Origin of the sequence: Micromonospora sp. NPDC023737 (assembly GCF_040639715.1) — a bacterium.
Classification (GTDB): Bacteria; Actinomycetota; Actinomycetes; order Mycobacteriales; family Micromonosporaceae; genus Micromonospora.
In genome coordinates, this window is sequence record NZ_JBFAAL010000012.1 from 84,240 (window position 1) to 110,780 (window position 26,541).

A 26,541-nucleotide genomic window follows, 5' to 3' on the forward strand; every position below is an offset into this window, starting at 1 on the left:
TACCGGTACCGCCTTTCCTGGGTACGGATTTCGGACTTCAGTTCGGGTCCCTCTTTCGGCGGTGTGGACGGCATGATGACTCGGGACCCCTTCCTGCGTCCACTGAGGAGTCGTATGGCCCAGGAGATCACCGGCGCCGGCGATCGGGTCGTGCCGATCGACAACCGTGACCTCGCGCCGATCACGGTCGTCGCGCAGTGTCTCGACAACCAGTGGGTGACACAGGATCTGCTTGCGCAGATGCTCCGGCGCAGGCAGTCCTACCGGGACGTCGAACGCCGCCGGCGGCAGGACGCCCGAGCCGAGTACCTGCGCTCCATTCTGAACGCCGAGCAGGTCGTGGTGAACCGGGCCTACTTCTTCAACAATCCTGTCGTCTACCAGGACTTCATCGATTCCGGACCGCAGCGGGACGCGTTCCGCACGATGCTGGCCGAGAGCGTCCTCGTCCCGTTCCTCCTGCGCGAACGCGATCCGGCGGCGGCGCCCCGGTTCGGCGTCGACGCAGCCGGCTGGCGGGCGTGGCTGAGCGTCCTCGACGAGCTGGACGAGCTGCGCTGCATCCGGCTCTCCTGGGACGACGCGGAGAACGAACGGCTCACCCAGCGGCTGATGTTCGCGGAGTTCCGCCGGTTCCTGCTTCAACTGCCCGCGCTCGACCTCGGTGAGCTCCAGCGTGACCTGCGCCTGGACGACGAGGCCGTGCCGGTGCTCAAACGCCGGTTGCGGGATGTCAACCAGTGGGCGCTCGACGCCGACCAGGCCGACCGTGACGGCTTCTACCGCGAGTTCCTCGTCGAACCCGGCACCAATCCGGCCCACGGCATGTTCAGCGCCGAAGCGCCGCTGGTCGCCGAGCTCAAACAACTGGTCGACCTGCGGTACAACACCACGCTGCCGGACGCCGTCGACGGGTACGCGTTGATTCCCACGGACTCGCTACGGCGCACCGCGATGCAGGAGTACCGCCGGGAGCGGCCGCCCGAGCGGGGGATGGACGACCTCCTCACGCTGCTGCGTACGCTGCGGCCGTACGCCTTCGACCTGGCACAGCTGCCGCTGCGAATCGACCTCACCGGGATCGACCTGCACCACGTCCAGCAGGCGCGGGCGACCGACGAGTGGCACGCGTACGTCGCCGGACTCCAGGAACTGCTCGACGACCCGTTCGACTTCGTGGCCCGGGGCCAACTGGTCTACGACCGGTACGTCGCCCTGGCCCGGCGCCTCGCCGGCATCGTCGGGGAACGGCGGCTGAAACGCATGCAGGCGTGGGAGCCGGCCATCCGGGTCACCGTCGAGGTGCTCGGTTCGAGCGTCTCGGTCGTCTTCGACGGCGACCCGCGGATCGAGCTGATCGGCGAGGTGGCCACCGAGGTGGTGGCCCGGGGCGCGACGGCCGTGGTCCGCTTCGCGGTGGTGGGCCGGGACCAGCGGCGGGCCGAGGCGGAGCTGGGTACCGGGATCGACGTGATGCGGGTGCATCTGCTCCGCGCGGGGGAGGATTGGCGGGAACTCGTCCGCCGGTTGCGGGAGGCGGGCTTCCCGCTGGTGGACGGAGTCGTCGGGCGGGACTCGGACGCCAACATCGACCGACCGCAGGGAGACGACGGTGAGTAGTGGCTGGGACGACTACCTGGACCTGCGGAAACGGCTGCCCGAGTATTTCGCCGACCCGGCCGACGCCGCCATCCGGATCCTGGACGACGCGGAGCAGGTGACGGCCGCGGAGCAGGCCAAGGCCGCCGCGTTGCGCGCCCGCGGGCTGCCGCCGGAGTGGAGCCGTGCGGGCGTGGTCTACCGGGACGAATACCTGACCCTGGTCCGCGATCCGGTCCGGTTTCCCGGCGGCGGCCTCGGCACGTACATCCGCAAGATGCCCAGCGGCGGAGCGGACGGGGTCGTGTTGCTGCCGGTGCTCGACCGGACGATCGTCCTGATCGAGCATTTCCGGCACGCCACCCGCCGCTGGCACCTGGAGGCGCCCCGCGGCTTCGGCGAGGCGGGCGTGCCCCCGGCCGAGCAGGCCGCCCGGGAACTCCAGGAGGAGATCGGCGTCGCTCCGGCCCGGCTGGTCGAGCTCGGGTCGATGCATCCGGACACCGGGACGTCGACGGACGAGGTCCGGCTGTACCTGGCGGAGATCACCGAGCTCGGGCCGCCGGACGCCGACGAGGGTATCCGTGCGGTGCGTACCTACCCGGCGCAGCGGGTGGGCGACCTGATCCGGGACGGGGTCATCACGGATTCGTTCACCATCGCGGCGTGGACCCGGGCGACGCTGCGCGGGCTGCTCACCGACCCGGCGAGGTGACAGCGCCGGAGCCCCCGGTCACCGATGGTCGCCGGCCATCTGGTCGCGCAGGCTGCCCCGCTGCACCGCCCGGCTGATGTCGCTGGGCGAGACGATGCCGACCAGCTGACCCTCGGTCACCACCAGAGCGCGTCCGTCGGCGCACTGGTTGAGCCGGGGCAGCAGCTCATTCAACTGTTCGTCCGGTTTGGCGAGCACCAGCTGCTCCTCCCGGCAGGCCACCTCGGCCAGCGTGGTCGCCGACCGGCGCTCCGGCGGTATCCCACGTACGCGGTCCAGGGTGACCAGCCCGATCGGCCGCCCCCCGTCCTCGGTGAGCGGCAGCGCCGAGTGCCGGTACGCGAAGAGGTACCGGTCGACGAAGTCGGCGACCGTCATGTCCGCCGACGCGGTCTGCGGCTGCGCCGTCATCACGTCGCCCACCCGGACACCTTGCAGCGCGCTGCCCATCCGGGCCTGCCGCTCCTCCATGGCGGCGGCGCCGATCAGGAACCAGCCGATCAGCGCCAGCCAGAGCCCGCCGAACCCGACGCCGGCCAGGAACTGCCAGAGGCCCAGGCCGATGAGCAGCGCTCCGAACACCCAGCCGGCGCGGGCGGCCACCACCGTCGCCTTGGTCCGGTCGCCGGTCCATCGCCACACCCCCGCGCGCAGCAACCGTCCGCCGTCGAGCGGGGCCGCCGGCAGCACGTTGAAGACCGCCAGCAGGATGTTGATGCCGGCCAGCCAGGCGAGCACGCCGAGCGCGAGCCCGCGGTACCCGACCTGGGCGAGGATGATGGCGAACGCGCCGAAGACGAGCCCGATGCAGAAGCTCACCAGCGGACCGATCCCGGCGATGCGTAGTTCCGCGCCCGGGTCCTTCGCCTCGCCGCGCAGCTCGGCCACCCCGCCGAACAGCCACAGCGTGATGCCGCCTACCTCCAACCCGTTGCGTTTGGCGATGATCGCGTGGGAGACCTCGTGGGCCAGCAGTCCGACGAAGAAGACCACCGCCGCGACCAGCCCGGCCAGCACGTAGAGGATCACCGGCCGGTCGGGGTACGAGCGGGGGAACTGGCTCGCCGCCAGGCCCCACCAGATCAACGCGAAGATGACCAGGACGCTCCAGTTGACCCCGACGGGTACGCCCGCGACCCGCCCGAGCCGAAAACTCGCCCTCATGAGCGAGTGATACCCGTGCAGCGTCCGGCCATGCCAGGGGCAAGAGTCACCGGTTGGACGCTCTGACTGCTCGAATCCATCGCGTGAACAGCATCGAGAACATCGTCCTGTCGGCTGCGCCAGTGCGACTGGTGCCACAAGACGACCAGGAGGTCCGCTTCTCGCCCGGCGCCGTGGCTCGCCGTCCCGGCTATCGGCGAGTCGCCCAGGGGGCGGTGAGCCGGTGTGCGTCGTCATGCCGACAGACACCGGCGACGGCCACGGCTCGCCCGTCAGGGATAGTTGCGTAGGTGACGGCACGGATCGATGAGGATGATGACCCGTACCTCTGGTTGGAGGACCTCGACGGGGCGGAAGCCGCCCGGTGGGTGCGGGATCGCAACGCGGAGACCCTCGCCGCGCTGACCGGTGGCGAGCGGTTCGCCACGCTGCGGGCCGAGATCCGGCAGGTGCTCGACGCCGACGAGCGCATTCCCTACCCGGGCTGGCGCGGGGATCACTTCTACTACAGCTTCTGGCGGGACGCCGCCCATCCGCGCGGGCTCTGGCGTCGAACCACTCTCGACCAGTATCGCCGGCGGGTACCGGAGTGGGACGTGCTGCTCGACGTCGACGCGTTGGCCGCCGAGGAGGGGGAGAGCTGGGTCTGGGGCGGGGTCACGGTGCTCCGGCCCGGATACCAGCGCTGCCTGATCAGCCTGTCCCGGGGCGGCGCCGACGCGACGGTGGTCCGTGAGTTCGATCTGGACCGTCGGGAGTTCGTGCCCGGGGGCTTCACCCTCCCCGAGGCGAAGACTGCCGCTGGCTGGATCGATCCGGACCACATCTACGTGGCCACCGACTTCGGACCCGGCTCGCTGACCACTTCCGGCTACCCGCGGATCGCCAAGCGATGGCGGCGGGGCACGCCGCTGGCCGAGGCCGAGGTCGTCTACGAGGCCCAGCCCGACGATGTGACCGTTTACGCCTCGCACGATCCGACGCCGGGGTTCGTGCGCGACTTCGTGGGCCGCAGCCTGGACTTCTACCGGACGGAGAACTTCCTGCTGACGGAGGCGGGGGAGCTGGTCCGGATTCCCGTGCCGGAGGACGCCTCGTGGGACGTACACCGGGAGTGGCTGGTGATCCGGCTCCGCTCGCCGTGGCGCGTCGGTGTGGCGACCCATCCCGCGGGTGCTCTGCTGGCGACCCGGTTCGACGCGTTCCTCGCCGGCGAGCGGGAGCTGACAACACTGTTCCGCCCCGACGAACGTACCGCCCTGAGCTACCACGTCTGGACCCGAAACCATCTGATCATGGCCACTCTCGTCGACGTGCGGAGCCGGTTGACGGTGCTGACGCCCGACGAGACGGGGTGGCGGCGGGAGCCGCTCGCGGGGGTACCCGCGGACGAGCACAGCCGGCTCGTGGAGACCGACCCGGACCTGGGCGACGAGTACCTGCTCGCCTCGGAGGGGTTCCTCCAGCCCGCGACGCTGCGACTCGGCCGGGTCGGCGGCCCGGTCGAGGTCCTCAAGCGGGAGCCGGCGTCCTTCGACGCCGCGAACCTGGCGGTACGCCAGTGCTTCGCCACGTCTGCCGACGGCACTCGGGTGCCGTACTTCGTGGTGGGGCCCGAGCCCATCACCACCGGGCCGGCCCTCCTCACCGGGTACGGCGGTTACGAGATTCCCCTGACGCCGGACTACGACGGAGTCGTCGGCCGAGGCTGGCTGGCCCGTGGCGGCAGTTTCGTGGTGGCGAACATCCGCGGCGGCGGCGAGTACGGCCCACGATGGCACCACGCCGCGATGCGGGAGAACCGGCCGAAGGCGTACGAGGACTTCGCGGCGGTGGCGTCCGACCTGGTCGCGCAGGGGATCACCACGCCAGCGCAGCTCGGCATCGAGGGCGGCAGCAACGGCGGCCTCCTGATGGGTGTGATGCTCACCCGCTACCCGGCGCTCTTCGGCGCGGTCGTCGCCCAGGTGCCCGTACTGGACATGCGCCGCTATCACCGGCTGCTCGCCGGCGCCTCGTGGATGGCCGAGTACGGCGACCCGGACCGGGAGGAGGACTGGGCCTACCTGCGGGAGTACTCGCCGTTCCACAACATCCGCAGCGGGCTGACGTATCCGCCGGTACTGCTGGTCACCTCGACCCGGGACGACCGGGTGCATCCGGGTCACGCCCGGAAGATGGCGGCCCGGCTGCGCGAGCACGGCCACGACGTCTCCTACTACGAGAACATCGAGGGCGGGCACGGCGGCGCTGCCGACAACGAACAGCACGCGTTCATCTGGGCGCTGGCGCTGGACTTCCTCTGGCGCAAGCTGACGCCGCAGGGCCAGGGTGTACCGCGCCAACCCTCTGCCGATACGAGCGAGCGGGCTCAGGTCTTCCAGCGGTAGCTGCGGGCGTGCCGCATCGGCCGGGTCGCGGTGAGCGGCCCGGGCCGGAGTCAGCGGCGCGGGCTCTCGCTCGCGATGGTCTCCGCGCGCGGTAGGGCGGCCGCCTCCAGCGCCCAGTTCAGCGAGTAGTCGGCGACCTCCTCCCAGCCCTCCTGGCCGACGGTGAAGTGCGACCGGCCGGGGAACGGGTGGTACGCGGTCAGCGCCCGGGACTTCGTGTAGAGCGCGGCGTTGCTGCGTACGACCCCTGGCGGGATGACGTGGTCGGCGCCCCCGGCGAGCAGCAGCAGTGGGGCCCGGTCGTCGCGCCGGGTGTACACGTCGGCGGCCGAGTTCGGGTCGAGGTTGGCGAAGACGCCCTCGAAGAGCACGTGCCCGGCGCCGGGGACCGCGTAGCGCTGCCAGGCGCGGTCGGAGTCGGCGCGGTTCATGGTGTTGCCGAACGCGTAGTGGAAGTCGTCCTGGGTGAACGGTACGGCCCGGTGCCGGTTCGCCGGGTTGCGCAGGATCGAGAACCCGGAGCGCAGGGTGCTGAGCGGCAGCTTGGCCACGCCCTTGATGGGCGCGGGATGGACGCCGACCGCGGCCGCGCCGAGCCTCCGGTCGACGAGGATCTGGGTGATCAGACCGCCGAACGAGTGCCCGATGATGATCGGTGGTCGGGGGAGGCCACGGATGATCTGTTCGTAGTGGTCGACGATGTCGGCGATCCGCTGCTTCGCGATCGGCGTCGGGTCGTCGCGCAGCTGCTCGACCTCGCCCTCCATGCCGGGCCAGGAGGGGGCGAGCACCCGCAGGCCGCGCGCCTCGTAACGCCCGACCCACCGTTCCCAGCTCCGCGAGGTCATCCACAGCCCGTGGATCAGTACGACGGTGTCCACGTTCCCCTGCGGCGCGCTGCCCATCGGCGTCCCTCCCCGGTCGCGACGTGCGGACCCCGGCGGTTACCCGGTTGACGCCCAGAGAATCCTCCAGTCGCCGACCGCCCCGGTAGGTGCCGCGAGTCGGGCTCCGGATGCGCGCTGGCGGCCAGGTTGCTCGGGGGCCTGATACCTCAGAGGCATATTTATGCCTCTGAGGTATCAGCCCCATGCCGCAGCCCCATGCCGCAGCCCCATGCCGCAGCCCCATGCCGCAGCCGGCGGGTCAGCGCGGCGTGGCGTAACGGGCGACGCCCTGCACCAGCAGGTCGAGCCCGAACGCGAAGCGCTCGTCCCCGCCGCCGGCCAGCAGTTCGTCGACGTGGGCGAGCGTGTGCGGGAAGCGTTCGGGCGGGAGGCGGAGGTAGTAATCGCGCAGCTGCGCGAGCATGCCTGTCCAGTACCCCTCGGCGTCCTTGCCCGAGGCGCGGACCTTCTCGCCGATGAGCGCTCCCTCGTACGCGTCCCCGGCGATGTAGAGGAAGAGCCGGTCGAGGAACCAGGCCGCCGGTCGGGGCGGCACCCCGCCGGCGAGCAGGATGGCCAGCATCCCCTCGGCCACCCGCAGCGCGTTCGGCCCGGTGGGGATGGTGGCCAGGGAGGCCAGCGCCAGGTGGGTGTGGGTCGCGTAGGCGCGGTACGCCTGCCAGGCCACTTCCTTGATCTGGTCCGGCCAGCGCTGCGGGTCAGGTTCGGGAACGGTGATGGCGGCGCTCACCCGGTCCAGCAGCAGCTCCAGCAGCTCATCCTTGCCGGAGACGTGCGCGTAGAGCGAGGCCGGGCCGGTGCCCAGCTCCTGCGCTACCCGCCGCATGCTCAGCCCGCCCAGCCCCTCCCGGCCGAGAACTGCCAGGGCGGCGTCCACGATGACCTGCTGGCTCAACGGCCGGCGCGCCGGCCGGCTGCGGGCGGGCGTACGCCAGGGCGGGTCGGGCAGGTCGCTCACGGTCACCTCCGGATCGGGACTCGGACATCCTACTTGCCGACGAACGGCGTTCGCTGATAGAACAGTGTTCGTAAACGAGCACCGTTCGCAGTAGCCCGAGGAGTTCCGATGTCCCAGGCCACCGTCGACGCGGCGGGCACCGCCCCGCCCTCCGTCGCCGAGCCCCAGCCGTACCGCTGGCGCTGGCTCGCCCTCGCCGTCATCCTCGCCGCGGAGGTCATGGACCTCCTCGACGCTCTCGTCACCAACCTCGCCGGCCCCGCGATCCGCGCAGAGCTGGGTGGCTCGGCGAGCCTGATCCAGTGGCTCGGCGCCGGCTACACCCTCGCCATGGCGATCGGCCTGATCACCGGCGGACGCCTCGGCGACCTCTACGGGCGGCGCCGGATGTTCCTGGTCGGGGTGGTCGGCTTCACCGTCGCCTCGGCGCTCTGTGCCCTCTCCGTCAGCCCCGGAATGCTCGTCGCCTCCCGGGTCGCGCAGGGCCTGTTCGGCGCAGTCCTCCTCCCGCAGGGTCTCGGCATCATCAAGGAGGTCTTCCCACCTCGGGAGCTGGCCGCCGCGTTCGGCGCGTTCGGCCCGGTCATGGGGATCTCCGCGGTCGGCGGCCCGATCCTCGCGGGGTGGCTCGTCGACGCCGACCTTTGGGGCACCGGCTGGCGCGCCATTTTCCTGATCAACCTGCCGCTCGGCCTGCTCGCGATGCTCGGTGCGCTGCGCTTCCTGCCGGAATCCCGCCCCGCGCCCGCGTCCCGGCTCGACCTGCCCGGCGTCGGCCTGGTGGCGCTCGGCGCGGTGCTGCTGGTCTACCCGCTGGTGCAGGGCCGCGAGCAGGGCTGGCCGGCCTGGATGTACGCGATGCTCGTCGCCGCCGTCGTCGTCTTCGCCTACTTCGCCCGCTACGAGGTACGCCGGCAGCGGGCCGGCCGGGAGCCGCTCGTGGTGCCGTCGCTGTTCCGCCGCCGCGCGTTCACCGGTGGCCTCGTCGCCGGGCTGGCGTTCTTCACCGCACTCACCGGGTTCTCACTGGTGTTCAGCCTCTACCTCCAGCTCGGTCTCGGGTACTCGCCACTGGAGGCCGGGCTGGCCGGCGTACCGCAGGCGCTCGGCATGGTGGCGGCCTTCGTGATCGCGGGCACCGGCCTGGCCCGGCGGTTCGGTCGTACGCTCATCCACACCGGCCTGGTCGTGGTGCTGGCCGGCGTCGGCGGGATGTTGCTGACCCTGCGGCTCGCCGGTCCGGAGGTCACCCCCTGGCGGCTGGTACCGGCGCTGCTCGTGGTCGGATTCGGGATGGGCCTGGTGATGTCCCCGTTCTTCGACATCGTGCTCTCCGGAGTGGAACCGGCCGAGACCGGCTCGGCCTCCGGCACGCTCACCGCCGTCCAGCAACTCGGCGGTGCGCTGGGGGTGGCGGTGCTCGGCACGGTCTTCTTCGCCCAGCTGCCGGACGGCGGCGCCGGCTCCGCGGTCCGGGCCACGCTCTGGGTGGAGGCGGCGCTCCTCGCAGGCACCGTCGTCGCCGCGTTCTTGCTGCCCAGGCAGGCCCGTGACCCGGAACCGGGACAGCACTGATCAACCGGTGGGGGCGGCGCCGCCGCCCTCACCCCTGACAAATGTCACGGCGGGAACGTGACGCGCGCTCGGGGCACGAAGCGCCCGGTCGCAAGAGCATGGTTGCCATGACGAGCACTGAACCGGCCGTGGAGCTGAGCGGCCTCACCAAGACCTTCGGCGCGGTCACCGCGGTGGACGGGCTGAGCCTGCGGGTGGAACCCGGCGAGGTGGTCGCCTTCCTCGGCCCGAACGGCGCCGGCAAGACCACCACCATCGACATGCTGCTCGGCCTGGCCCGCCCGGACGCCGGTTCGGTGCGGATCCTCGGGGGCAGCCCGGCGGACGCGATCGCAAGCGGCCGGATCGCCGCGGTGCTCCAGACCGGCGGGCTGCTCAAGGACCTGACCGTCGGCGAGACGGTACGGCTGACCGCCAACCTCTACCGGCACAGCCGCCCCGCCGAGGAGGTGTTGGAGCGCGCCGGAATCACCGGCATCGCCGACCGGGTGGTGGGCAAGTGCTCCGGCGGCCAGCAGCAGCGGCTGCGCTTCGCTCTCGCCCTGCTGCCCGACCCTGACCTGATGGTGCTCGACGAGCCGACGACCGGGATGGACGTCGAGGGGCGGCGCGAGTTCTGGCAGGCGCTGCGCCGCGACGCCCGGTCCGGACGGACCGTCATCTTCGCCACCCACTACCTGGACGAGGCCGACGCGTACGCCGACCGGATCGTGCTGGTCCGGCAGGGACGGATCGTGGCCGACGGCACCACCGCTGAGATCAAGAACCTGGCCGCCGGCCGCCTCGTGCGGGCCACTCTCCCCGGCGCCGACCAGGCGGCGCTCGCCGCGCTGCCCGGCGTCGACGCGGTGGAGGTACGCGGCGACAGCGTGCTCGTGCGTACCGCCGACTCCGATCTGGTCGCCCGGCACCTGCTCACCCGGACCGAGGCCCGGGACGTGGAGATCACCTCCCGCAACCTCGAAGACGCCTTCCTCGCCCTCACCACCGACCACGCCGGAGTCTGACGATGACCATCTCGCTGAGCGCCACCACCGACCGCGTCACCCCCGACCGGCGTCCCCCGGCCCTGGGCGGGTTCTCACCAGCCGTGCTCCGCATCGAGCTGCGCCGGGTGCTGCGCAACCGGCGAACTCTCGCGTTCACCCTGATCATGCCGGCCGTCTTCTTCCTCATCTTCGGCCTGCCACAGCGTGGGCAGCAGCTTCCCAACGGCTACGCGGTGACCGCGTACATCATGGTCAGCCTGGCCGTCTACGCCGCCATGGTCGCGACCACCAGCATCGGGGCCGCGGTCGCCACCGAGCGGGCGCTGGGTTGGAGCCGCCAGTTGCGGCTCACCCCGCTGCGGCCGACCGCGTACGTCGCCACCAAGGTCGTCACCGCGATGGCTCTCGGCCTCATCGCGGTCGGCGTCGAGTTCGTCGTCGGCGCGGCCTCCGGCGTACGGCTATCCGCCGACGTCTGGCTGCTGACCGGCCTCGGGGCGTGGCTCGGTTCGCTGGTCTTCGCCGCGTTCGGCCTCTTCGTCGGCTACCTCTTCCCGGCGGAGAACGCCATGCAGTTCATCGGCCCGATCCTCGCCGTGCTGGCGATGTTCGGTGGGCTCTTCGTCCCGCTCGAGGTGCTGCCCGAGGTGCTCCAGGACGTCGCGCGGTTCACCCCGGTGTACGGCGTCGGTGAACTCGCCCGCGCCCCGCTGACCGGCGACGGCGTCAGCCTGGCGGCGGTGGCCAACCTGGTCGTGTGGACGGTCCTCTTCGCGCTCGGCGCGACCCGGCTGTTCCGCCGGGACACCGCCCGCGTCTGAGCGGAAACCGACCGCTAGCGTGGGCCCGATGGACGTTCCGAAGGGTCAGCCCCAGCCGGCGAGCCGCAAGTGGCGGCTCGCCGGCTGGTTGCTGGCCGCGGTCTGGCTCTTCTTCCTCAACGTGCCGCTTGGTACGGCGCTGGGTCAGGCCGAGCTCTGGCGCAAGTGGCTCGGGGTCGGCTCGCTGATCGCCTTCGGCGTGGCGTACGTGCTGCTCTTCGAGTGGGCCCGGTCGCACCGGCAGAACGGTCGACCGATCCCGCGCGGCCGGGCCAGCGTCCTGCTGCTGGGGCTGCTCGTCCTCGGCCTGGTCGGCATTCCCGGCACCGGCACGGACTGGATGACCACGCTGGTCTTCGTCGCCACGGGGGCGGTCTTCCTGCTCCCCGGGGCGTGGGCGCTGGTCGTCGTCGCCCTCGCCGCGCTGACGCCGCTGGTGGTGGGATACCTGCTGTCCAACTGGTCGGGTGTGAGCGGGGTCTTCTTCGCCGTGCTGCTCGCCTCGTTCGCCATGTTCGGCGTGGCCGCGCTGGCCCAGCGCAACGGCGAGCTGCGGGCGGCGCAGCAGGAGATCAGCCGCCTGGCGGTGGCCGAGGAGCGGGCCCGGACCGCGCGGGACCTGCACGACATCCTCGGCCACTCGCTCACCGTGGTCGCCATCAAGGCCGAGCTGGCCGGCCGGCTGGTGGAGGTGGACCCGTCCCGGGCGGCGGTGGAGATCGCCGAGGTGGAGCAACTCGCCCGGGCCGCACTCGCCGACGTACGGCGGACCGTCGGGGCGTACCGCGGGGTGCGGCTGGCCGAGGAGGTGGCCGGCGCACGATCGGCGTTGATAGCCGCGGGTATCGCCGCCGACCTGCCGGCCGACCTGCCGGAGCTGCCGGCCGAGCAGGACCAGCTCTTCGGCTGGGCGGTACGGGAAGGAGTGACGAACGTGGTGCGGCACAGCGGAGCACGCCGATGCACGATCCGGGTCAGCCCGGACGCGGTGGAGATCAGCGACGACGGCCGGGGGCCGACGTCGGAGGACGCGGCCACCGGGCACGGCCTGATCGGCCTGCGCGAGCGTGCGCAACGGCTCGACGCGACAGTGAGCGTCGGCCGCCCGCACGGGCACGGGTTCGTGCTCCGGGTCGGACTCCCGGCGGGTGCCCGGTGACCGAGCCGATCAAGTTGTTGCTCGCCGACGACCAGGCGCTGGTACGCGGGGCGTTGGCGGCGCTGCTCTCCCTCGAACCGGACCTGACAGTGGTCGCCGAGGTGGGCCGGGGCGACGAGGTGGTGGCCGAGGCGCGGCGGACCGGCCCGGACGTGGCGCTGCTCGACGTGGAGATGCCCGGGCTGGACGGGATCGCCGCCACCGCCGCGCTGCGGGCGACGCTGCCGACCTGCCGGGTGCTGGTGGTGACCACCTTCGGCCGTCCCGGTTATCTGCGGCGGGCCATGGAGGCCGGTGCGAACGGCTTCGTCGTCAAGGACACCCCGGCGCGTCAGCTCGCCGAGGCGGTCCGCCGGGTGCACGCCGGGCTGCGGGTGGTCGACCCGACGCTGGCGGCCGAGACGCTCGCCACCGGGGCGAGCCCGCTCACCGAGCGGGAGACCGACGTGCTGCGGGCGGCGCGGGACGGCGGGACGGTCGCGGACCTGGCCGCCGCGTTGCACCTGTCCGAGGGGACCGTGCGCAACCACCTCTCGGCGGCCATCGGCAAGACCGGCGCCCGCAATCGGGCCGAGGCGGTCCGCATCGCCGAGCAGAACGGCTGGCTGCTCGGCGACTGAGCGGCGGCCGTGCCCAGTGCCGTCGGCGGTTCAGGCGGGCTAGGAGTGTCGGACCGGTGTCCGGGTCACGCGGTGGCCGGCGGTTCGGGCAGCTCCTCGACCACCACCACGCTGCTGCCGGGCAGTACCTCGGCGAGCAGTTCGCGCTGGCCGCTGCGGGTGAGCCGGATGCAGCCGTTGGTGGTGTTCTCGCCCAGCTCACCGTCGTGGTACCAGGTGTGCAGGCCGATGTGCGCGTTGCGCAGGCTTTCCGGCACCGCGTCCGGGTCGTCGGGGATCGAGCCGAGGGCGTAGATGTCGACGCCGCCGTACACGTCCTGCGGTGGAGGGGTGCGGCCGAGGATGAAGGTCCGGCCCAGCGGCGTCTCCTGACCGCGTTGGCCGAGGCTGACCTCCCAGGTGCGTACCGCCCTGCCGGCCCGGTACCAGGTGAGCCGATGCACGCGGCGCTCCACCACGATCTGGTCCCGCAGCGGGACGGTGGTGTAGCCGCCGGGCGGAAGCCAGGCGAGCTTCCGGTTGGCCGAGGGAAGCAGGACCGCCGTCCAGCCCGACTGCCGGTCGGCGATCGGCATGGTCACGTCGACGCCGGTGATGGTCGGTGCGAGGAAGGCGATCGGCCGGCCGCCCGGCGCGTCGTATGCGGCGAGCCTCCGAGCCGGGCGCAGCCCCTCGGTGAGCGGGGTCGTGTCCATGGTCTCGGGGTCGTCCGGGAACCCGGCCGGCGCCGGGTCGTACGTCACCACCGGTAGCCCCTTCGGAGCCGGCGCGGCGGGAAGCAGCGTCGCCTCGGCGCTCTGGTCGACCTCACTCGGTGTCGAGGTCGGGACAGGCGTGACCTGCTGGGCCACCGGTTCCGTTCCAGGGGTCAGCGCCAGGCCGGTGAGCAGGGCGGTGACCAGGAGCGCCGGTACACCGACCCCGGCGGCCACCCAACCCCGACGTCCAGGGGGGATCATTCGGTCAAACGACACAAAAATACTGTACGGGCTGGGAAGGCCTCAACGGGTCGGATACTCCCAAAACGCCGAAGCGCCTTGAGGGGACGCGTTGCGGCCGGTTTCAGGCGTGTGAATCCCCCGGCGGGGTCCCGATCCGATCTGCGACGCCCCGGCCATCCGGGCGGCCGAGTCGACCTCGACCGGGGTCGGGCGCGTCGGCGGGAGCCGGTAGTCCCGGCTCCCGCCGACAGCGGTGTGGGTCAGCGGCCCGGCGTGAGGCGGTCGACGCCCAGACGGTCGCGGAGCACCTCGGGCACCAGCACCGAGCCGTCGGACTGCTGGAACTGCTCGAGGATGGCCGGGAAGAGGCGGCTGGTGGCCAGCGACGACCCGTTGAGTGTGTGCACGAACCGGGTCTGCTTGCCGCCCGGCTCGCGATAGCGGATGGCCGCGCGGCGCGCCTGGTAGTCGCCGGCCCAGGAGACCGACGACACCTCCTTGTACTTGTCCATGCTCGGCATCCACACCTCGATGTCGAGGGTCTTGCGCATGGACGCGCTGGCGTCGCCGGCCGACAGCAGGCTGCGCTGGTAGTGCAGGCCCAGCTTCTCGACCAGGCTCTCGGCGTGGGTGACCATCTCCTCCAGCGCCGCGTCCGCCTGCTCCGGCAGCGTGAACTGGAAGATCTCCACCTTGTTGAACTGGTGGCCCCGCACGGTGCCGCGCTCGTCGGAGTGCGAGCCGGCCGCCTCCCGGCGGTAGCACGGCGTGTACGCGAACCGTTTCAGCGGCAGCGTCGTGGTGTCCAGGATCTCGTCCTGGTACGCGCCGAGGATCGCCGTCTCCGAGGTGGGCAGCAGGAACTGGCCCCGGGGGCCGCTCTCCCGGTCGAGGTGGTAGACGTCGTCGTAGAACTTCGGGAACTGCCCGGCGGCGAAGCCGGCCGTGTCCAGCAGCAGGTGCGGCGGCAGCAGGAACTCGTAGCCGGCCTTGACGTTCTCGTCGATGAGGAAGTTCAGCAGCGCCCACTCCAACCGGGCGCCCATGCCGGTGTACATCCAGAAGCCGGAACCGCCGAGCTTCACGCCCCGCTCGTGGTCGACCAGACCGAGCATCCGGGACAGCTCCACGTGGTCGCGGACCTTCTCGATCACCGGTGCCGTGCCGAAGGTCTTGACGACCCGGTTGGCCTCCTTGCCGCCCGCCACCACATCATCGGCCGGTAGGTTGGGCAGCTCGCTCATCGCGGTGCGCAGCCGGCCCTGCACCTCGTCCAGCTCGGACTCCAGCTCGGAGAGCTGCTTGCGACCGGCCTCGGGCGCGACGACCTCCGGCTCGCGGCCGGCCCGCTTCGCCTCCGCGTACGCCCGGGCCTCTGCCTTGCGGCGCTGCCGGTCGGCGTCGATCTCGCCGATGAGGGCGCGACGCTCCTGGTCGAGCCGCTGGATCTCGTCCAGCGCCCGATTGACCTCGGCGGGATCCAGACGCTTCGCCAGCGCGGTCGCCACCGCCTCGCGATCCTTCCGGATCAACTCCATGTCGAGCATGCTGCTCCGTACGCCTCCGTCCGGCAGTCGGGTGGACTCCCAGATGCTACCGTCGCAGCCCGCCGCACCCGGGTCGGGGAGCGAGGCCGGGGCTGCGCTCCGTCGAGCCGACGGGGCTGACCGGTGGCACTCCCGCCCGTGGCGGGCCGGAGCCGACGACGAGCCGGCCCGCCGGTCGCGGCATCTGCCCGGGCGAGGACGGGGTCAGAGACGGATCGGCATCAGGATCGAGAATGCGTCGTCGTCGCCGGGGCGGCGTACGGCCAGCGGGGCGATCGGCCCGTCCAGCTCCAGCACCAGCTGCGGCTCACCGGCCGCGTCCAGCGCGTCGAGCAGGTAGTCGCCGTTCACCCCGACCCGCAGCCCGCCGTCCGGGGCGGCCTCGCCCGGTTCGAGCAGGCGCAGCCAACCCGTGTCGTCCACGCCGAGCACGGCGACCGCGACCGGAGCGCCGTCGTGTTCCAGGGCCACCGTCGGCGCGTCGGGACGGCGCAGCGCGCTCCGCAGGGCGGCGGCGTCCACCGGGATCCGGTACGTCGGGGCGTCGCCGGCGGCCGCCCGTAGCAGCCGCTGGTAGTCCGGGAAGTCGTACGGCAGCGGGGTGGCGGTCACCACCCGCCCGGCGACCGACACCGACACCGCGGCGCCGTCGACGGTCAGGTGGGCCTCCGGGGTGACGCCGGCACCGGTGTCGAGCAGGGCGCGTACCTCGTCGACGAAGCCGCCCGGGGCGACCACCCGCACCGCCGGTCCGTCCGCCCGGGTGGCGCCGGCCCGGGCGAGCGCGAGCCGGTGCCGGTCGGTCGCGACCAGCCGTACGCCGTCCGGCGTCACGTCGAACAGGACGCCGGTGAGCACCGGCAGCTCCGGGTCGGTACCGACGGCGAACCGGACCGCGCCGATGGCGTGCGCCAGTTCGATCCGGGACAGCACGAGACGGGTGGCCATGGCGGGCTCCTCAGGGCTGATCAGGGCACGGATCCGGCAGAGTTCGCGGCGGGCGTCGGCGAGGCCGTCCTCCAGCCGACGCAGGTGTGCGTCCAGCAGCCGGTGCACGGCGGCCGGCTCGGCCCGCACCGCGGCGGCGATCTCGGCGACCGGCATGCCGACCCGGCGCAGCCCGGCCACCAGCCGGGCCGGCGCCACCTGCTCGTCGGTGTACCAGCGGTAGCCGGTCACCGGATCGACCAACGCCGGCACCAGCACCCCGGCCGAGTCGTAGAACCGCAGGGCGCTGACCGTGAGCCCACTGGCCCGGGCCAGCTCACCGATGCTGCGCAGCTCGCTCTCCACGTCGACCGATCCTGCCGCCTCAAGCTGGTCGAGGGTCAAGCCGGTCCGGCGTCGGTCTGCTCCAGCACCCGGAACGTGATGCCGGCCCGGGTGAGCCGGGCGAGCAGTGGCTCGCCCATCGCGGTGACCGCGGTGACCTGGCCGGCCGTCGGTGGCAGGTCGTCCAGGGCCAGGCAGAGCGCCGACTCGGCGAGCATCTTCGCGGTCTCGTCGTAACCGGGGTCGCCCCCGGCCACCTCGGTGCGTACGCGCCGCCCACCGCCCGCGCCGAGGAACCGGACCCGGAACCACGAGCGTGCCCGCTGGTGCGGCGCCGGTCCCTGCCCGGAGGTGAGTCGGCCGAGCAGCCAGCGGCGGGTCGGCGCCAGCCGGACCAGGCCCGCCAGGGCGCCCAGCCCGACCCCGGCGGCCAGCACCGTGGGCAGCCGCTTCACGGCGGCGAAGTTTCGGTAGCGAAAGTCCGGGCCGTACTCCGGGCAGGCCGCGGCCGAGCGGCACACCACCTGCGGGTCGATGGTGGGCAGCGGCACGGCCCACATGTGCAGCTCGGCCGGGCGGCCGAGCCGGCCGCGTACCGCACGGACCCGGCGGCCCTCGGGCCGTGGCTCCGTGGACCGCCGCTCCCGAGCCATCCGGCGGGCCTGCTCGGCACGGGAGAGGGCGATCAGCGCCGAGTGGTACGTCCCGGCGGAGAAGCGCCCGCCGACCCGGACGAAGCCGTCGACGGTGATCGGCACGTCGGCGGGCAGTTGCCGGACGGTGAACCAGGCGCCCAGGTCGTGTGGGAGCGAGTCGAACCCGCAGGCGTGCACGAGACGCGCCCCGGTGCGTACCGCCTGGGCGTGGTGGCGCAGGTACATCAGATCGACGAACTCCGGCTCGCCGGTGATGTCCAGGTAGTCGGTGCCGGCCGCGGCACACGCGGCGACCAGCGGTTCCCCGCGTTGGATGAACGGTCCGACGGTGCTGGCGACGACTCGGGTGCGCTCCGCCAGCGTGCGCAGCGACCCGGGGTCCGTCGTGTCCGCGGTCAGCAACGCCAGCTCGGCCAGCGCCGGGTCGATCGCGGTGAGGCGGTCGCGCACCGCCGCCAGCCGGTCGGGGTTCCGTCCGGCGAGGGCCCACCGCAGCCCCGTCGGCGCGTGCCGGGCCAGGTATTCGGCGGTCAGCCCGCCGGTGAAGCCGGTCGCCCCGAAGAGCACCACGTCGTACGTCCGCTCGCCGGCCATTCCGCGAGTCTGCCACCCCCATCGCGCTGTTCGAGAGGGCTGCCGGAAAGGTCCGGGCAAGTCCGTTGTGAGTCCTCCGCCCCCGCCGGGGTGACCGGGCTCGCCCCGAAGGGGTGAACGGCCGCCCGCCGGGTAACCGCCCGCCGACCAGGGGTGGAACGCGTCCGTGGGGGTGGGCCGGATGCCGGAGCAGCGAAGCGGCGCACGGGTGGATACCGCGGACGCGGCGCGGCCGCCGCTGCTCGCGTCCCGCCTGACCCCGCCCGCGCTGCCCGAGCCGGTGGTGGCCCGGCCCCGGTTGCTGCGCCGGCTCGACGAAGGCAGCGCCGGGCCGGTCACCCTGGTCAGTGCCCCCGCCGGCTGGGGCAAGACCAACCTGCTCGCCGCCTGGGCCCGCCTCGCCGGTGGCAGCGCGGGGGAGGGCGCCGAGGTGCGTCCGGACGGCAGCGTCGCCGACGCCGTCCGGCCGGCGCCGGCCTGGGTGTCGGTGGAGGCGGGCGACGACGGTGAGCGGCTCTGGTCGTACCTGCTGGCGGCACTGCGATCCAGCGCGGACCCCGGGCAGGAGACCGCGCCCATGCCGGCCCGCCCGCCCCGGCCCGACCAGCTCGAGTTGCTCGCCGCCGGGCTGGCCGCCCGGGAACGGCCGATGCTGCTGATCCTCGACGACCTGCACCGGGTCACCGACCCGGCGGCACTGACCGGACTGGACTTCCTGCTCCGCCACGCGGAGCAGCGGCTGCGTCTGGTGGTCGGGGCGCGGGCCGGGCTGCCGTTGGCCGTGCACCGGCTGCGGTTGGCCGGGGAGCTGACGGAGATCGGCCCGGACGAGCTGGCCTTCACCGACGACGAGGTGGCCGACCTGCTCACCGCGCACGGGGTGACATTGCCCGGCGTGGCCCTGCACCGGCTGCGGGAGCGGACCGGCGGTTGGCCGGCCGCACTCCGGTTCGCCGCGCTGGCGCTGCACCGGCGTCCCGACCCGACGCGTTGGGTCGAGCAGTTCGGCGGCGACCAGCCGGACGTCGCCGGCTACCTGCACGAGGAGGTGCTCGCCGCGGTCGACCCCGCAGCCCGGGACCTGCTGCGTCGCACCGCGCTCGCCGAGACGGTCTGCGCCGACCTGGCCGACGCTCTCACCGACGGCTCGGACGCCGAACGGACGCTCGCCGACCTGGCCGGCGACGGTGGTCTGTTGAGCCGCGACGAGAGCCGCCCACCCTGGTACCGCTGCCAGCCCCTACTGACCGACCTGCTCCGGGCGGAGCTGGCCCGGCTGCCCGCCGACGAACTGCGTGAGCTGCACCTTCGAGCGGCCGGGTGGTACGCCGACAACGGCCGGCCGGTGGAGGGGCTGCGGCACGCGCTCGCCGCCGGGAACTGGGACCTCGCGACCGAGATCTTCGTGGCGCAGTGGCCGGAGCTGGCCCCGTACGACCGGGCCGACTTCGGGGGCTCGCCGCCGCCGTCCCCGACACCGGAGGCCGTACGCCGCGATCCGGAGCTGGCGCTCGCCTGCGCGGCCGAGCGGGCGTACGCCGGCGACGTGTCGGCGGCCACGGCGCACCTGCACCTCGCGGTCGAGCACGCGAACGCCCTGCCCACCCCGCGCCGGGACCGCTTCCTCCGGCTGGCCACCGCGGTGGAGCTCACGCTGGCCCGGCTCGCCGACGACCACGCCGAGGTACGCGCCGCCGCCGCCCGGCTGATCCGGCCGCTCCCCACGGCGCCCGGATCACGTGACCTGCCCACCGGGCCCAGCAGCGGGCGTGCCACCGGTTCCGCGCAACGATCGGCTGCTTCGGTGACCGGTGCGCGTGGCCTGGAACCGCTCGCCGCGCCCGTGGCCGGCGGGCCGCGTGGCAGCGCCACGGAGGACGCGGAGCTTCGCGCGTTCGCCGGCATCGCACTCGGACTCGTGGAGCTGGCCGAGGGGCAGTTGCCGTCGGCGCGGTTCACCCGGGCGCTGAACGCGGCCCGCGAGGCGGGTCGGCTCCGCACCGAGCTGGTCTGCGCCAGTCGCTCGGCGCTGCTGCACGCAGTGCGGGGCAGACTGCGGGCCGCCGAGGCGTCCGCCCGGGAGGCCCTCGCCATGCCCCCCTGCCACGGCTGGGCCTGCCGGCTCGACTGCGCGTACGCCCACCTGGCGCTGGCCGTGGTGGCTCTGCACCGGGACCAGCCCGAGGAGGCCGCCGGGAACCTGGCTCTCGCCGGCCCCGCGATCGGCGAGGGGCAGCCGGGGACGCCCGGGGCGGGGATCGCGGCCGTGGAGACCACCGCCGTGGCGGTCGCCGCGCTCTGCCGGGCGCAGCTGCTGCACGACCGGGGTGAGGTGGCTGCCGGCCATCGGTTGCTGACCGAGGCGCGGCACCGGCTCGCGGACCGGCCGGCCGCCGCGGAACTGGCGCACCAGTTGCTCGCCGCGAACGCCGACCTGCTCGGTGCCCGGGGTGACCTGGAGGCCGCCCGCGACCTGCTGGCCGGACCGGTCCATGACCAGGTCGAGCCGCTCGCTCCGGTCGCCGTGGCGCTGGCCCGTGTGGAACTCAGAGCCGGTGACCTGCGGGCCGCCGGTCGGGTGCTGCCGGACTGGACGGCGCCGACGGCGGCCGAGTGGCCGCTGCCGGTACGCCTGGAGGCGGGCCTGCTCGACGCCGTGCTGGCGCGCCAGGGTGGGGACGAACGCCGGGCCGGCCGGCTGTTGGAGCAGGTGCTCGATCTCGCCGGCCCGGAGGGCGTCCGGCGGGTCTTCACCCGCGCCGACCCGGCCGCGCGGGACCTGCTCGCGGCACACCTCGACACCGGCACGGCCCACTGGTCGATGGTCAGTGACCTGGTGCGGGGCGCGGACGAGCCGGCCGAGCGCGGGCCGGTCGAGCCCGGCCCGACGCTGGACGAGCCGCTCACCGAGCGGGAGCTGACCATCCTGCGTTACCTGCAGAGCATCCTGTCCAACGTGGAGATCGCCAGCGAGCTGTCACTCTCGGTGAACACGGTGAAGACCCACGTGCGCAACATCTACCGCAAACTCGACGCGACCCGCCGGCGTGAAGCGGTCCGGCGGGCGCGTGAACTGCGGCTGATCTGAACGGTCAGGTCTCGGCCGCGGCGTCGACGGCGGCGAGCAGGTCCGGCAGGGCGTACCCCCCGTCGTGGCGGACGTCGTTGACGAAGAGCGTCGGGGTGCCGTTCACCCCGCTGCGGATCCCGCCCACGAAGTCCCGGCGCACCCGATCGGCGTGCGCGTGCCGTTCCACCTCGGCGCCGATGTCGTCCGGTGGCATTCCGAGCTGCTCGACGCCGAGTGAGAGGTGCACCGGGTCGAGCTGGTCCTGGTGCTCGTAGAGCCAGTCGTGCATCTCCCAGAACCGGCCGCGGACCCCGGCCGCCTCGGCCGCCTCGGCGGCGCTCTCGGCGTAGGGATGCACGTTGGCGATCGGGAAGTAGCGGTAGACCAGCCGTACCGTGCCCTCCCGCTGCCGGAGCAGCTCGGTCAGGTTCGGGTACGCGGAGCCGCAGTACTGGCACTGGAAGTCGCCGTACTCGACGACGGTCACCGGGGCGTCGGCCGCCCCCCGGACATGGTCGGCTCCGCTCACCGGCGTCCGGAGCCGGGCGGTCACCTGCAACGGGGTGGTCATCCAACCCTCACCTCCCCGCCGACCCGCATCCGTTCCAGCGCGTCGAGGATGCCGTCCGCACCCGGGTTGACCTCCTGCGGGTAGAGCTGGCGCCAGGCGACCGCGCCGTCGGGGTCGATCACCACGAGTGCCCGGGCGGCCTCCCCGCCGCGGGTGTACGCGCCGTACGAGCGGGCCACTGCGCCCTTCGGCTCGAAGTCGGATAGCAGCGGGAACTCGATGCCCTGGTTCTCCGCGAAGGCGCGGTGTGACCAGAAGCTGTCCACGGAGATGCCGAGGACCGCCGCCCGGTAGCTCTCGAACTCCGGCATGGCGGACTGGTAGAGCGCCATCTGGTCGCCGCAGACCGGGCTCCAGTCGGCCGGGTAGAAGGCGAGCACCACCGGTCGATCGCGGTACTCGCGAAGACCGGTGCGCCGCCCGTCCGGGGTGGCCGGCAGGGTGAAGTCGGGCGCCGGCCGCCCGGGTCTGATCAGCCCGTTCGGATCAGTCATGGCTCCCACGCTCGCCGCCGGCCGGGTGAGGGCGGCTCACCCGGCCCGGGTGGTTCAGCGCAGCACGGGGGCGACGGCGATGTGGTTCTGCACTTCCCGGATGCCCGGCGCGGACCAGGCCACCCGCTCCACCTCGGCACGTTCCGGCATCGAGTGGACCAGACCGGCCAGCAGCACGGTGTCGCCGTGCACCCGTACCGTGACGTGCTCGGACTCCGTCGCCCGGCTGCGGGCGAGGGCGTCGACGATCCGCTCGGCCAGCTCGTGACCGTCCGGGCGCACCGCCGGGCGGACGGTGATTCCGCTGCTCACCCCACGTACGCCGGTGAGCCGGCTGACCGCCCGTTCGGCGGCTCGGCGCTGGTACTCCCACTCCACTTCGCCGTGCAGGGTCACCCAGCCGTCCGAGACGGTCACCTGCAACTGCTCGATCGGCACGAACGCGTCCCATTCCAGGGCATGGCCGACCGCCCCGGCGATCTCCGGGTCGGCGCGCTCCGCCCCGCCGGGCAGTTGCACGGTGAGGTCGTTCGCGACCGCGCGGACCCGGGGCACCCGGTGCGCCGCCCGCTCGGCGGCCCACTTCTTCGCGTAGCTGTCGACCCGCCCGGTGAGTGTGACCACACCCTCGGACACGATCACGCCGATCTCGTGTGGCCGGACCCGCGGCTCCCAGGTCAGCTCGTCGAGAACGTCGGACTGGATCTCCTGGTCGGTACGGGTGACGGTCTCGGTGGCCATTCGCTCCGTCCTCCTCATCGCGTCGGGCGGCTCCCGCACGCACGCCCGCCTGGAGGCGATGCTGCCGCCGGCCCGGGTGAACCACCCTCGCCCGACCCGGGTGATCGCCCTCGACGATCTTGGTGGTGGGGCGAGGTCTAGGCTCGCCGTGGTCCCAACCCGAGGAGGTGCGACATGGCTTCGATCAGGACGGCCTATCTCACGGCCGCTCGCTCGGCGGTGCGGCTGCTGGACGACCCGGCGGTCGCCGAGCGCTGGGAGCAACCGAGTGCGCTCGCCGAGTTCGGCGTCGCCGGCCTCGCGGGGCATCTCGCCTCGCAGGTCTTCCAGGTCGAAACGATGCTCGCCGAGCCGGTCCCGCCGGGCGATCCGATCGAGCTGCTCGAGCACTACGCGCGGGGGAGTTGGCTCGGCGCGAGCGTCGACGACGACGTGAACGTGGGGATCCGTCGGGTGGGGGAGAGCCTCGCGCAGGAGGGGCCGGACGCGTTGGTCGCGCGTACGACCGAGGCGGTGGACCGGCTCACCGGGGCGCTGACCCGGGAGCCGGCGGAGCGCGTGGTGCACCTGGCTCGGGGGCCCTGGTCACTCACCCTGGACGACTTCCTGACCACCCGGCTCATGGAGCTGGCCGTGCACTCGGACGACCTGGCGGTCAGTGTCGGCGTGGCCACCCCGGAACTGCCCGCCGACGCCATCGAGCCGGTGCTGTCGCTGCTCGCTCGGCTGGCGGTACGCCGACACGGCCAGCCGGCCGTGCTGCGCGCCCTGGCTCGCGCCGAACGTGCCCCGGACAGGATCAACGCGATCTGACCGGACCGACTCGACCTCGTGGATGTCCGGGGTGTCATCGAACGCCGGACACCCCGGACTTCAGCGAAACCCGGTGGCCCGCGCTGCCGCCTCCCAGCGCTCGAACCCGTCGTCCGACGTGGATCCGCGGTCGTGTCGCGTCCGCTCCGGTCAGGTGTCCAGGTCGACCGGGGAGTTGGGGCGGTCCACATCCACGAAGTCGATGTCGTCGACCGCGCGGTCCTCGCGACTCCCGGCGGCCCGTGCGGCGGTGCCGGCGGCCCAGCCGATCGCGGCACCGACCAGCGCCACGCCGATCAGCAGCGTCCAGGGCAGCGCCGGTCGGCGACCGGCGAGCGCATCGAACGCGAAGGTGGCTCGGCGGCGTGCCTCGTCGGCGGCGTTGCCGACCAGGTCGCCTGCCCCGTCGCCGAGGCGGTGACCGCCGCGCTGGGCGGAGCGGGCGGTGCCTCGGACGGTGTCCCCGGCGGCGTTGACCGTGGAGACCAGGTGTTGCCAGGCGTGGTCCGCGATCCGCTCGGGTCTGCTGCGGCGGTCCAGCAGGTTCGTTCCGAACATCGGGTTACCTCCTCGGGGTGCCGGCCGCGGTGGCCGGGTCGGCATCGGCCGTCCGGACCGGCGCGTCACGGTTGGCCTACCCGGCAGTGCCCCGGCCATCGGCACCCCAAACCCACCGAACCGCCCACCCGGGTCATCCACCGGCACGTCCCGGTTCGGCCCCGGCATCGAACTGCCGGCCGCGATCGGGCGGCCGGCAGGTCCGAGAAGGAGGTGTCGCGGTCAGCGCGCCAGGACGACGGCCGCACCACGAGCGAAGTCGTCGTCATCGTCATCGTCGTCGCCACCGCCGAAGCCGCAGGCCAGTACGAGGGCGAGCAGGGCACCGACGCCGGCCAGCGTGGCCAGTCTCTTGATCATTGATCATCCCCTCTGTGGTGGACTCCCGGCCGATGCTAGGCGGCAGGGGCAAGCGCGAATCGGGCTCGCGGGGACCGATCGATGCCTGGTCATGACGTCCGGAGCCGTCCGGGGCCGCGTCGTTTCGGCCCGACTGGCCTTCACCGGTTACCCTGGGCGGCGATACGTCGGCCCGCGACGGGCCGTTGAACGAACAGACGAAGAGAAGAATCCGGACAGGGGTGACGAAATGTGCCCTGATCCGCGAATTGCTCATCCCCCGGGGGTGGCGACCGAGGCCATCGGAGGAATACTCTCGGTCGCGGCCCGCGTACTGATGAGACGCCCGGGGGACGGGCGGGTGGAGGTGCTCGCGTGAGCCTGTCGATCGTGAAGTCGGTTCTTCCCGGTGGTGTCGTGGAGATCGCCCCGCGGGGCGAGATCGACGTGGACACCGCGTACGAGGTGCGCGAAGCGATCGCCGAGGTGCTGGCCAAGGGGCGCCCGGCGCGCATCGAGCTCAACATGCGCCTCGTCACCTTCATCGACTCCGTCGGCATCAGCGCGATGGTCGCCGGCTTCCAGACCGCCGAGGTGAGCGGCGTCAAGCTCGCCGTCACCGAGCCGAGCCGGTTCGTGCACCGGCAGCTTTGGGTGACCGGCCTGCTCGGCCTGTTCGGCGCTCCCGAGCCCTACTACGCCGGCACCGCCACACCTGAGGTGCTTCCCGGCGCCTGAGTCGCGCCACCCCTCGTCCGGGTCGGCGCGAGGTCCACGAGGCCCACGGTCACCCGTAGGCGGGCTCGCGAGGTCCACGGTCACCCCATGAGCAGGGGAGTGGCGCGAACGCGTGTCCGTTCACGCGCTGCCTCCGGCCCTGGTTCCGGCTCCCGCGGCCCGCGCCGCCCGTCATGCGACAGGTATCCGAAACCACGGCATGCGCTCCGTGGCCCGCTCAGCCGTTGCCACCCCGCCTCGGGTAGGCGAGGATCGGGCGACCGGCGACGGCGGGAGGCGGTGTGCTCAGGCGCGATTCCTTCAGTTACACCGTGCAGGCGCGCTGTGCCCTGACCGACGCCGCCGCGCTGCTCGGCGACCTGGGCCGGCAGGGCGCACTGCACCCGTTGGTCGTCCGGGTCCGCCGCCTGCCGCCCCGGCCGGGAGCCAGGGCCAGCTACGCCATCACCGACCGGCTGGCCGCCGGGTCGCTGCGGTTCCCGGTGACGTACCGGGCCGACGTGCTGGTCCGGGCGGACGACGAGATCGTGACCGTGGCTCGGCAGTGGCCGGCGACCATGGTGCGCAATCACACCTTGCTGCGTGCCGAGGCGGACGGGCTCGTGCGCATCGACGTCGAGATCACCCTCGCCGCGCCGGCGCCGCTGTTCGCGTACGCCTTCCGGCAGGCCCGCGCGGCGCACCTGGCACTGGCCAACCGGCTCGTCTCCGCGCTCGAACGACACCGGGAGAGCCCGCCCACCGCACAATGACCGGCACCGCGACAGCGGCCGGCGAAACGATCAGGCACCCGCGCGGCCGGCCACCGCGGGGCGCCCGCGCCTCGCCGCCGGTCCGGCCGGCCGCATCCGCCCCCACGGCTTGTACGTCGAGAGCACCGTCGCGATGATCATCAAGCTGGTCGACACGGCGGGCGCGATCACCAGGTCGGCGCGGTCGTGCGCCGGAAGCGCGGCCCCGAGGTCGCCGGCGGCGCGCAGGTTCGGCGTGAGCAGGAACAGCACGAGCCCGACCATCACCGTGGTGATCAGCAGTTTCACCAGCACCCAGCGGTACCGAAACAGCTTCCACGGGGTCAGCAGGGCGCTGGCCACGCCGACCACCCACACCGCTACGGCCAGCGGCGTGAAGAGCGTCGTGCCGATCAACGCGGCGACCGGATAGACCGTGGCTGCGTCGGCGCCGCGCAGCACCGCCACGCCCAACGCGAGCAGTACGAGGTCGGTCCCGAGCCAGCCCAGTGAGGTGACCAGGTGCAGCGTGAGCAGAGCCTTACGCACGGTCGGCGGTGTTCGGGTCATGGCCTCGA

At 73.0% G+C, this 26,541-nt stretch carries 25 protein-coding genes; 12 read left to right on the forward strand and 13 right to left on the reverse strand.

The genetic code is table 11. The features are described from left to right. The first annotated feature begins 114 nt into the window (after positions 1-114). Both AB0F98_RS23255 and AB0F98_RS23260 read left to right on the forward strand, forming a co-directional pair. Positions 115-1,620, forward strand: coding sequence for a hypothetical protein (locus AB0F98_RS23255; protein ID WP_357738645.1), 1,506 nt, complete (start codon positions 115-117; stop codon positions 1,618-1,620). Further along, positions 1,613-2,314, forward strand: a complete 702-nt coding sequence (locus AB0F98_RS23260; RefSeq protein WP_357738648.1) for an NUDIX hydrolase — start codon at positions 1,613-1,615, stop codon at positions 2,312-2,314. The genes AB0F98_RS23255 and AB0F98_RS23260 overlap by 8 nt, the downstream gene beginning before the upstream one ends. An 18-nt stretch (positions 2,315-2,332) precedes the next feature. On the opposite strand, the gene AB0F98_RS23265 is transcribed toward AB0F98_RS23260, so the two are convergent. Next, positions 2,333-3,478 carry a site-2 protease family protein gene (locus AB0F98_RS23265; RefSeq protein WP_357738651.1) on the reverse strand — a complete coding sequence of 382 codons (1,146 nt, stop codon included), beginning with the start codon at positions 3,476-3,478 and terminating at the stop codon, positions 2,333-2,335. 290 nt (positions 3,479-3,768) lie between these two features. On the opposite strand from AB0F98_RS23265, the gene AB0F98_RS23270 reads away from it, so the two are divergent. After that, positions 3,769-5,868: a prolyl oligopeptidase family serine peptidase gene (locus AB0F98_RS23270; RefSeq protein ID WP_357738656.1), complete on the forward strand. Its 2,100-nt coding sequence runs from the start codon at positions 3,769-3,771 to the stop codon at positions 5,866-5,868. Between the two features lie 50 nt (positions 5,869-5,918). On the opposite strand, the gene AB0F98_RS23275 is transcribed toward AB0F98_RS23270, so the two are convergent. Beyond that, complete coding sequence (locus tag AB0F98_RS23275; protein WP_357738659.1) at positions 5,919-6,773, reverse strand: alpha/beta fold hydrolase; 855 nt, start codon at positions 6,771-6,773, stop codon at positions 5,919-5,921. 241 nt (positions 6,774-7,014) lie between these two features. Then, positions 7,015-7,734 (reverse strand): TetR/AcrR family transcriptional regulator, encoded by a 720-nt coding sequence (locus tag AB0F98_RS23280; RefSeq protein ID WP_357738662.1) that lies wholly within the window; start codon positions 7,732-7,734, stop codon positions 7,015-7,017. A gap of 108 nt (positions 7,735-7,842) precedes the next feature. On the opposite strand from AB0F98_RS23280, the gene AB0F98_RS23285 reads away from it, so the two are divergent. From AB0F98_RS23285 to AB0F98_RS23305, 5 genes are all read left to right on the forward strand, one after another. After that, positions 7,843-9,309 carry an MFS transporter gene (locus AB0F98_RS23285; RefSeq protein WP_357738665.1) on the forward strand — a complete coding sequence of 489 codons (1,467 nt, stop codon included), beginning with the start codon at positions 7,843-7,845 and terminating at the stop codon, positions 9,307-9,309. 107 nt (positions 9,310-9,416) lie between these two features. Then, the gene (locus AB0F98_RS23290) at positions 9,417-10,316 is read left to right on the forward strand and encodes an ABC transporter ATP-binding protein (RefSeq protein WP_357738668.1); all 900 of its coding nucleotides are present in this window, start codon (positions 9,417-9,419) and stop codon (positions 10,314-10,316) included. Positions 10,317-10,318: 2 nt separating this feature from the next. Next, entirely contained in the window at positions 10,319-11,119 is an 801-nt protein-coding gene (locus AB0F98_RS23295) for an ABC transporter permease (protein ID WP_357738670.1), read from the forward strand. Positions 11,120-11,147: 28 nt separating this feature from the next. Then, positions 11,148-12,278, forward strand: coding sequence for a sensor histidine kinase (locus AB0F98_RS23300; protein ID WP_357738674.1), 1,131 nt, complete (start codon positions 11,148-11,150; stop codon positions 12,276-12,278). After that, complete coding sequence (locus tag AB0F98_RS23305) at positions 12,275-12,898, forward strand: response regulator transcription factor (protein ID WP_357738677.1); 624 nt, start codon at positions 12,275-12,277, stop codon at positions 12,896-12,898. The genes AB0F98_RS23300 and AB0F98_RS23305 overlap by 4 nt, the downstream gene beginning before the upstream one ends. Before the next feature lie 65 nt (positions 12,899-12,963). Here the strand turns inward: AB0F98_RS23305 and AB0F98_RS23310 are convergent, their stop codons facing one another. The 4 genes from AB0F98_RS23310 to AB0F98_RS23325 all read right to left on the reverse strand — a co-directional run bounded on the left by AB0F98_RS23310 (position 12,964) and on the right by AB0F98_RS23325 (position 17,908). Next, positions 12,964-13,857, reverse strand: coding sequence for a L,D-transpeptidase (locus AB0F98_RS23310; protein ID WP_357738679.1), 894 nt, complete (start codon positions 13,855-13,857; stop codon positions 12,964-12,966). 242 nt (positions 13,858-14,099) lie between these two features. Further along, entirely contained in the window at positions 14,100-15,386 is a 1,287-nt protein-coding gene (gene serS / locus AB0F98_RS23315) for a serine--tRNA ligase (RefSeq protein WP_357738682.1), read from the reverse strand. A gap of 204 nt (positions 15,387-15,590) precedes the next feature. Continuing rightward, the gene (locus tag AB0F98_RS23320) at positions 15,591-16,667 is read right to left on the reverse strand and encodes a MerR family transcriptional regulator (RefSeq protein ID WP_357738993.1); all 1,077 of its coding nucleotides are present in this window, start codon (positions 16,665-16,667) and stop codon (positions 15,591-15,593) included. A 47-nt stretch (positions 16,668-16,714) separates the two neighbouring features. Further along, a complete protein-coding gene (locus AB0F98_RS23325; RefSeq protein ID WP_357738685.1) occupies positions 16,715-17,908 on the reverse strand; it encodes a saccharopine dehydrogenase NADP-binding domain-containing protein in 1,194 nt (397 codons plus the stop codon). Positions 17,909-18,089: 181 nt separating this feature from the next. On the opposite strand from AB0F98_RS23325, the gene AB0F98_RS23330 reads away from it, so the two are divergent. Next, positions 18,090-20,996: a LuxR C-terminal-related transcriptional regulator gene (locus AB0F98_RS23330; protein ID WP_357738688.1), complete on the forward strand. Its 2,907-nt coding sequence runs from the start codon at positions 18,090-18,092 to the stop codon at positions 20,994-20,996. Between the two features lie 4 nt (positions 20,997-21,000). Here the strand turns inward: AB0F98_RS23330 and AB0F98_RS23335 are convergent, their stop codons facing one another. From AB0F98_RS23335 to AB0F98_RS23345, 3 genes are read right to left on the reverse strand one after another with little or no spacing between them, the layout of a single operon-like run. Beyond that, positions 21,001-21,549 carry a DsbA family protein gene (locus AB0F98_RS23335; RefSeq protein ID WP_357738691.1) on the reverse strand — a complete coding sequence of 183 codons (549 nt, stop codon included), beginning with the start codon at positions 21,547-21,549 and terminating at the stop codon, positions 21,001-21,003. Continuing rightward, positions 21,546-22,043, reverse strand: a complete 498-nt coding sequence (locus tag AB0F98_RS23340; RefSeq protein WP_357738693.1) for a redoxin domain-containing protein — start codon at positions 22,041-22,043, stop codon at positions 21,546-21,548. Before AB0F98_RS23340 ends, AB0F98_RS23335 begins: the two co-directional genes overlap by 4 nt. Positions 22,044-22,097: 54 nt before the next feature. Continuing rightward, positions 22,098-22,784: a BON domain-containing protein gene (locus AB0F98_RS23345; protein WP_357738696.1), complete on the reverse strand. Its 687-nt coding sequence runs from the start codon at positions 22,782-22,784 to the stop codon at positions 22,098-22,100. A gap of 174 nt (positions 22,785-22,958) precedes the next feature. On the opposite strand from AB0F98_RS23345, the gene AB0F98_RS23350 reads away from it, so the two are divergent. Further along, entirely contained in the window at positions 22,959-23,597 is a 639-nt protein-coding gene (locus AB0F98_RS23350; protein WP_357738699.1) for a maleylpyruvate isomerase N-terminal domain-containing protein, read from the forward strand. A 150-nt stretch (positions 23,598-23,747) separates the two neighbouring features. Here the strand turns inward: AB0F98_RS23350 and AB0F98_RS23355 are convergent, their stop codons facing one another. Further along, the gene (locus tag AB0F98_RS23355) at positions 23,748-24,155 is read right to left on the reverse strand and encodes a hypothetical protein (protein WP_357738702.1); all 408 of its coding nucleotides are present in this window, start codon (positions 24,153-24,155) and stop codon (positions 23,748-23,750) included. A 222-nt stretch (positions 24,156-24,377) separates the two neighbouring features. Continuing rightward, positions 24,378-24,515, reverse strand: a complete 138-nt coding sequence (locus tag AB0F98_RS23360; protein WP_357738704.1) for a hypothetical protein — start codon at positions 24,513-24,515, stop codon at positions 24,378-24,380. A gap of 354 nt (positions 24,516-24,869) precedes the next feature. Between AB0F98_RS23360 and AB0F98_RS23365 the strand changes: the two genes are divergently transcribed. After that, complete coding sequence (locus tag AB0F98_RS23365) at positions 24,870-25,232, forward strand: STAS domain-containing protein (RefSeq protein ID WP_355143460.1); 363 nt, start codon at positions 24,870-24,872, stop codon at positions 25,230-25,232. 281 nt (positions 25,233-25,513) lie between these two features. After that, positions 25,514-25,984: an SRPBCC family protein gene (locus AB0F98_RS23370; protein WP_357738709.1), complete on the forward strand. Its 471-nt coding sequence runs from the start codon at positions 25,514-25,516 to the stop codon at positions 25,982-25,984. A gap of 30 nt (positions 25,985-26,014) precedes the next feature. On the opposite strand, the gene AB0F98_RS23375 is transcribed toward AB0F98_RS23370, so the two are convergent. Continuing rightward, positions 26,015-26,533 (reverse strand): hypothetical protein, encoded by a 519-nt coding sequence (locus AB0F98_RS23375; RefSeq protein WP_357738712.1) that lies wholly within the window; start codon positions 26,531-26,533, stop codon positions 26,015-26,017. Positions 26,534-26,541: the final 8 nt, after the last annotated feature.

What these genes read in the sequence shown, in the direction of transcription:
- AB0F98_RS23360 (WP_357738704.1), bottom strand. Translation starts at nt 24,515, where the DNA reads ATGATCAAGAGACTGGCCACGCTGGCCGGCGTCGGTGCCCTGCTCGCC.
- AB0F98_RS23275 (WP_357738659.1), bottom strand. Translation starts at nt 6,773, where the DNA reads ATGGGCAGCGCGCCGCAGGGGAACGTGGACACCGTCGTACTGATCCAC.
- AB0F98_RS23340 (WP_357738693.1), bottom strand. Translation starts at nt 22,043, where the DNA reads ATGACTGATCCGAACGGGCTGATCAGACCCGGGCGGCCGGCGCCCGAC.
- AB0F98_RS23355 (WP_357738702.1), bottom strand. Translation starts at nt 24,155, where the DNA reads ATGTTCGGAACGAACCTGCTGGACCGCCGCAGCAGACCCGAGCGGATC.
- AB0F98_RS23285 (WP_357738665.1), top strand. Translation starts at nt 7,843, where the DNA reads ATGTCCCAGGCCACCGTCGACGCGGCGGGCACCGCCCCGCCCTCCGTC.
- AB0F98_RS23325 (WP_357738685.1), bottom strand. Translation starts at nt 17,908, where the DNA reads ATGGCCGGCGAGCGGACGTACGACGTGGTGCTCTTCGGGGCGACCGGC.
- serS (WP_357738682.1), bottom strand. Translation starts at nt 15,386, where the DNA reads ATGCTCGACATGGAGTTGATCCGGAAGGATCGCGAGGCGGTGGCGACC.
- AB0F98_RS23345 (WP_357738696.1), bottom strand. Translation starts at nt 22,784, where the DNA reads ATGGCCACCGAGACCGTCACCCGTACCGACCAGGAGATCCAGTCCGAC.
- AB0F98_RS23290 (WP_357738668.1), top strand. Translation starts at nt 9,417, where the DNA reads ATGACGAGCACTGAACCGGCCGTGGAGCTGAGCGGCCTCACCAAGACC.
- AB0F98_RS23295 (WP_357738670.1), top strand. Translation starts at nt 10,319, where the DNA reads ATGACCATCTCGCTGAGCGCCACCACCGACCGCGTCACCCCCGACCGG.
- AB0F98_RS23310 (WP_357738679.1), bottom strand. Translation starts at nt 13,857, where the DNA reads ATGATCCCCCCTGGACGTCGGGGTTGGGTGGCCGCCGGGGTCGGTGTA.
- AB0F98_RS23335 (WP_357738691.1), bottom strand. Translation starts at nt 21,549, where the DNA reads ATGACCACCCCGTTGCAGGTGACCGCCCGGCTCCGGACGCCGGTGAGC.
- AB0F98_RS23350 (WP_357738699.1), top strand. Translation starts at nt 22,959, where the DNA reads ATGGCTTCGATCAGGACGGCCTATCTCACGGCCGCTCGCTCGGCGGTG.
- AB0F98_RS23330 (WP_357738688.1), top strand. Translation starts at nt 18,090, where the DNA reads ATGCCGGAGCAGCGAAGCGGCGCACGGGTGGATACCGCGGACGCGGCG.
- AB0F98_RS23255 (WP_357738645.1), top strand. Translation starts at nt 115, where the DNA reads ATGGCCCAGGAGATCACCGGCGCCGGCGATCGGGTCGTGCCGATCGAC.
- AB0F98_RS23265 (WP_357738651.1), bottom strand. Translation starts at nt 3,478, where the DNA reads ATGAGGGCGAGTTTTCGGCTCGGGCGGGTCGCGGGCGTACCCGTCGGG.
- AB0F98_RS23375 (WP_357738712.1), bottom strand. Translation starts at nt 26,533, where the DNA reads ATGACCCGAACACCGCCGACCGTGCGTAAGGCTCTGCTCACGCTGCAC.
- AB0F98_RS23300 (WP_357738674.1), top strand. Translation starts at nt 11,148, where the DNA reads ATGGACGTTCCGAAGGGTCAGCCCCAGCCGGCGAGCCGCAAGTGGCGG.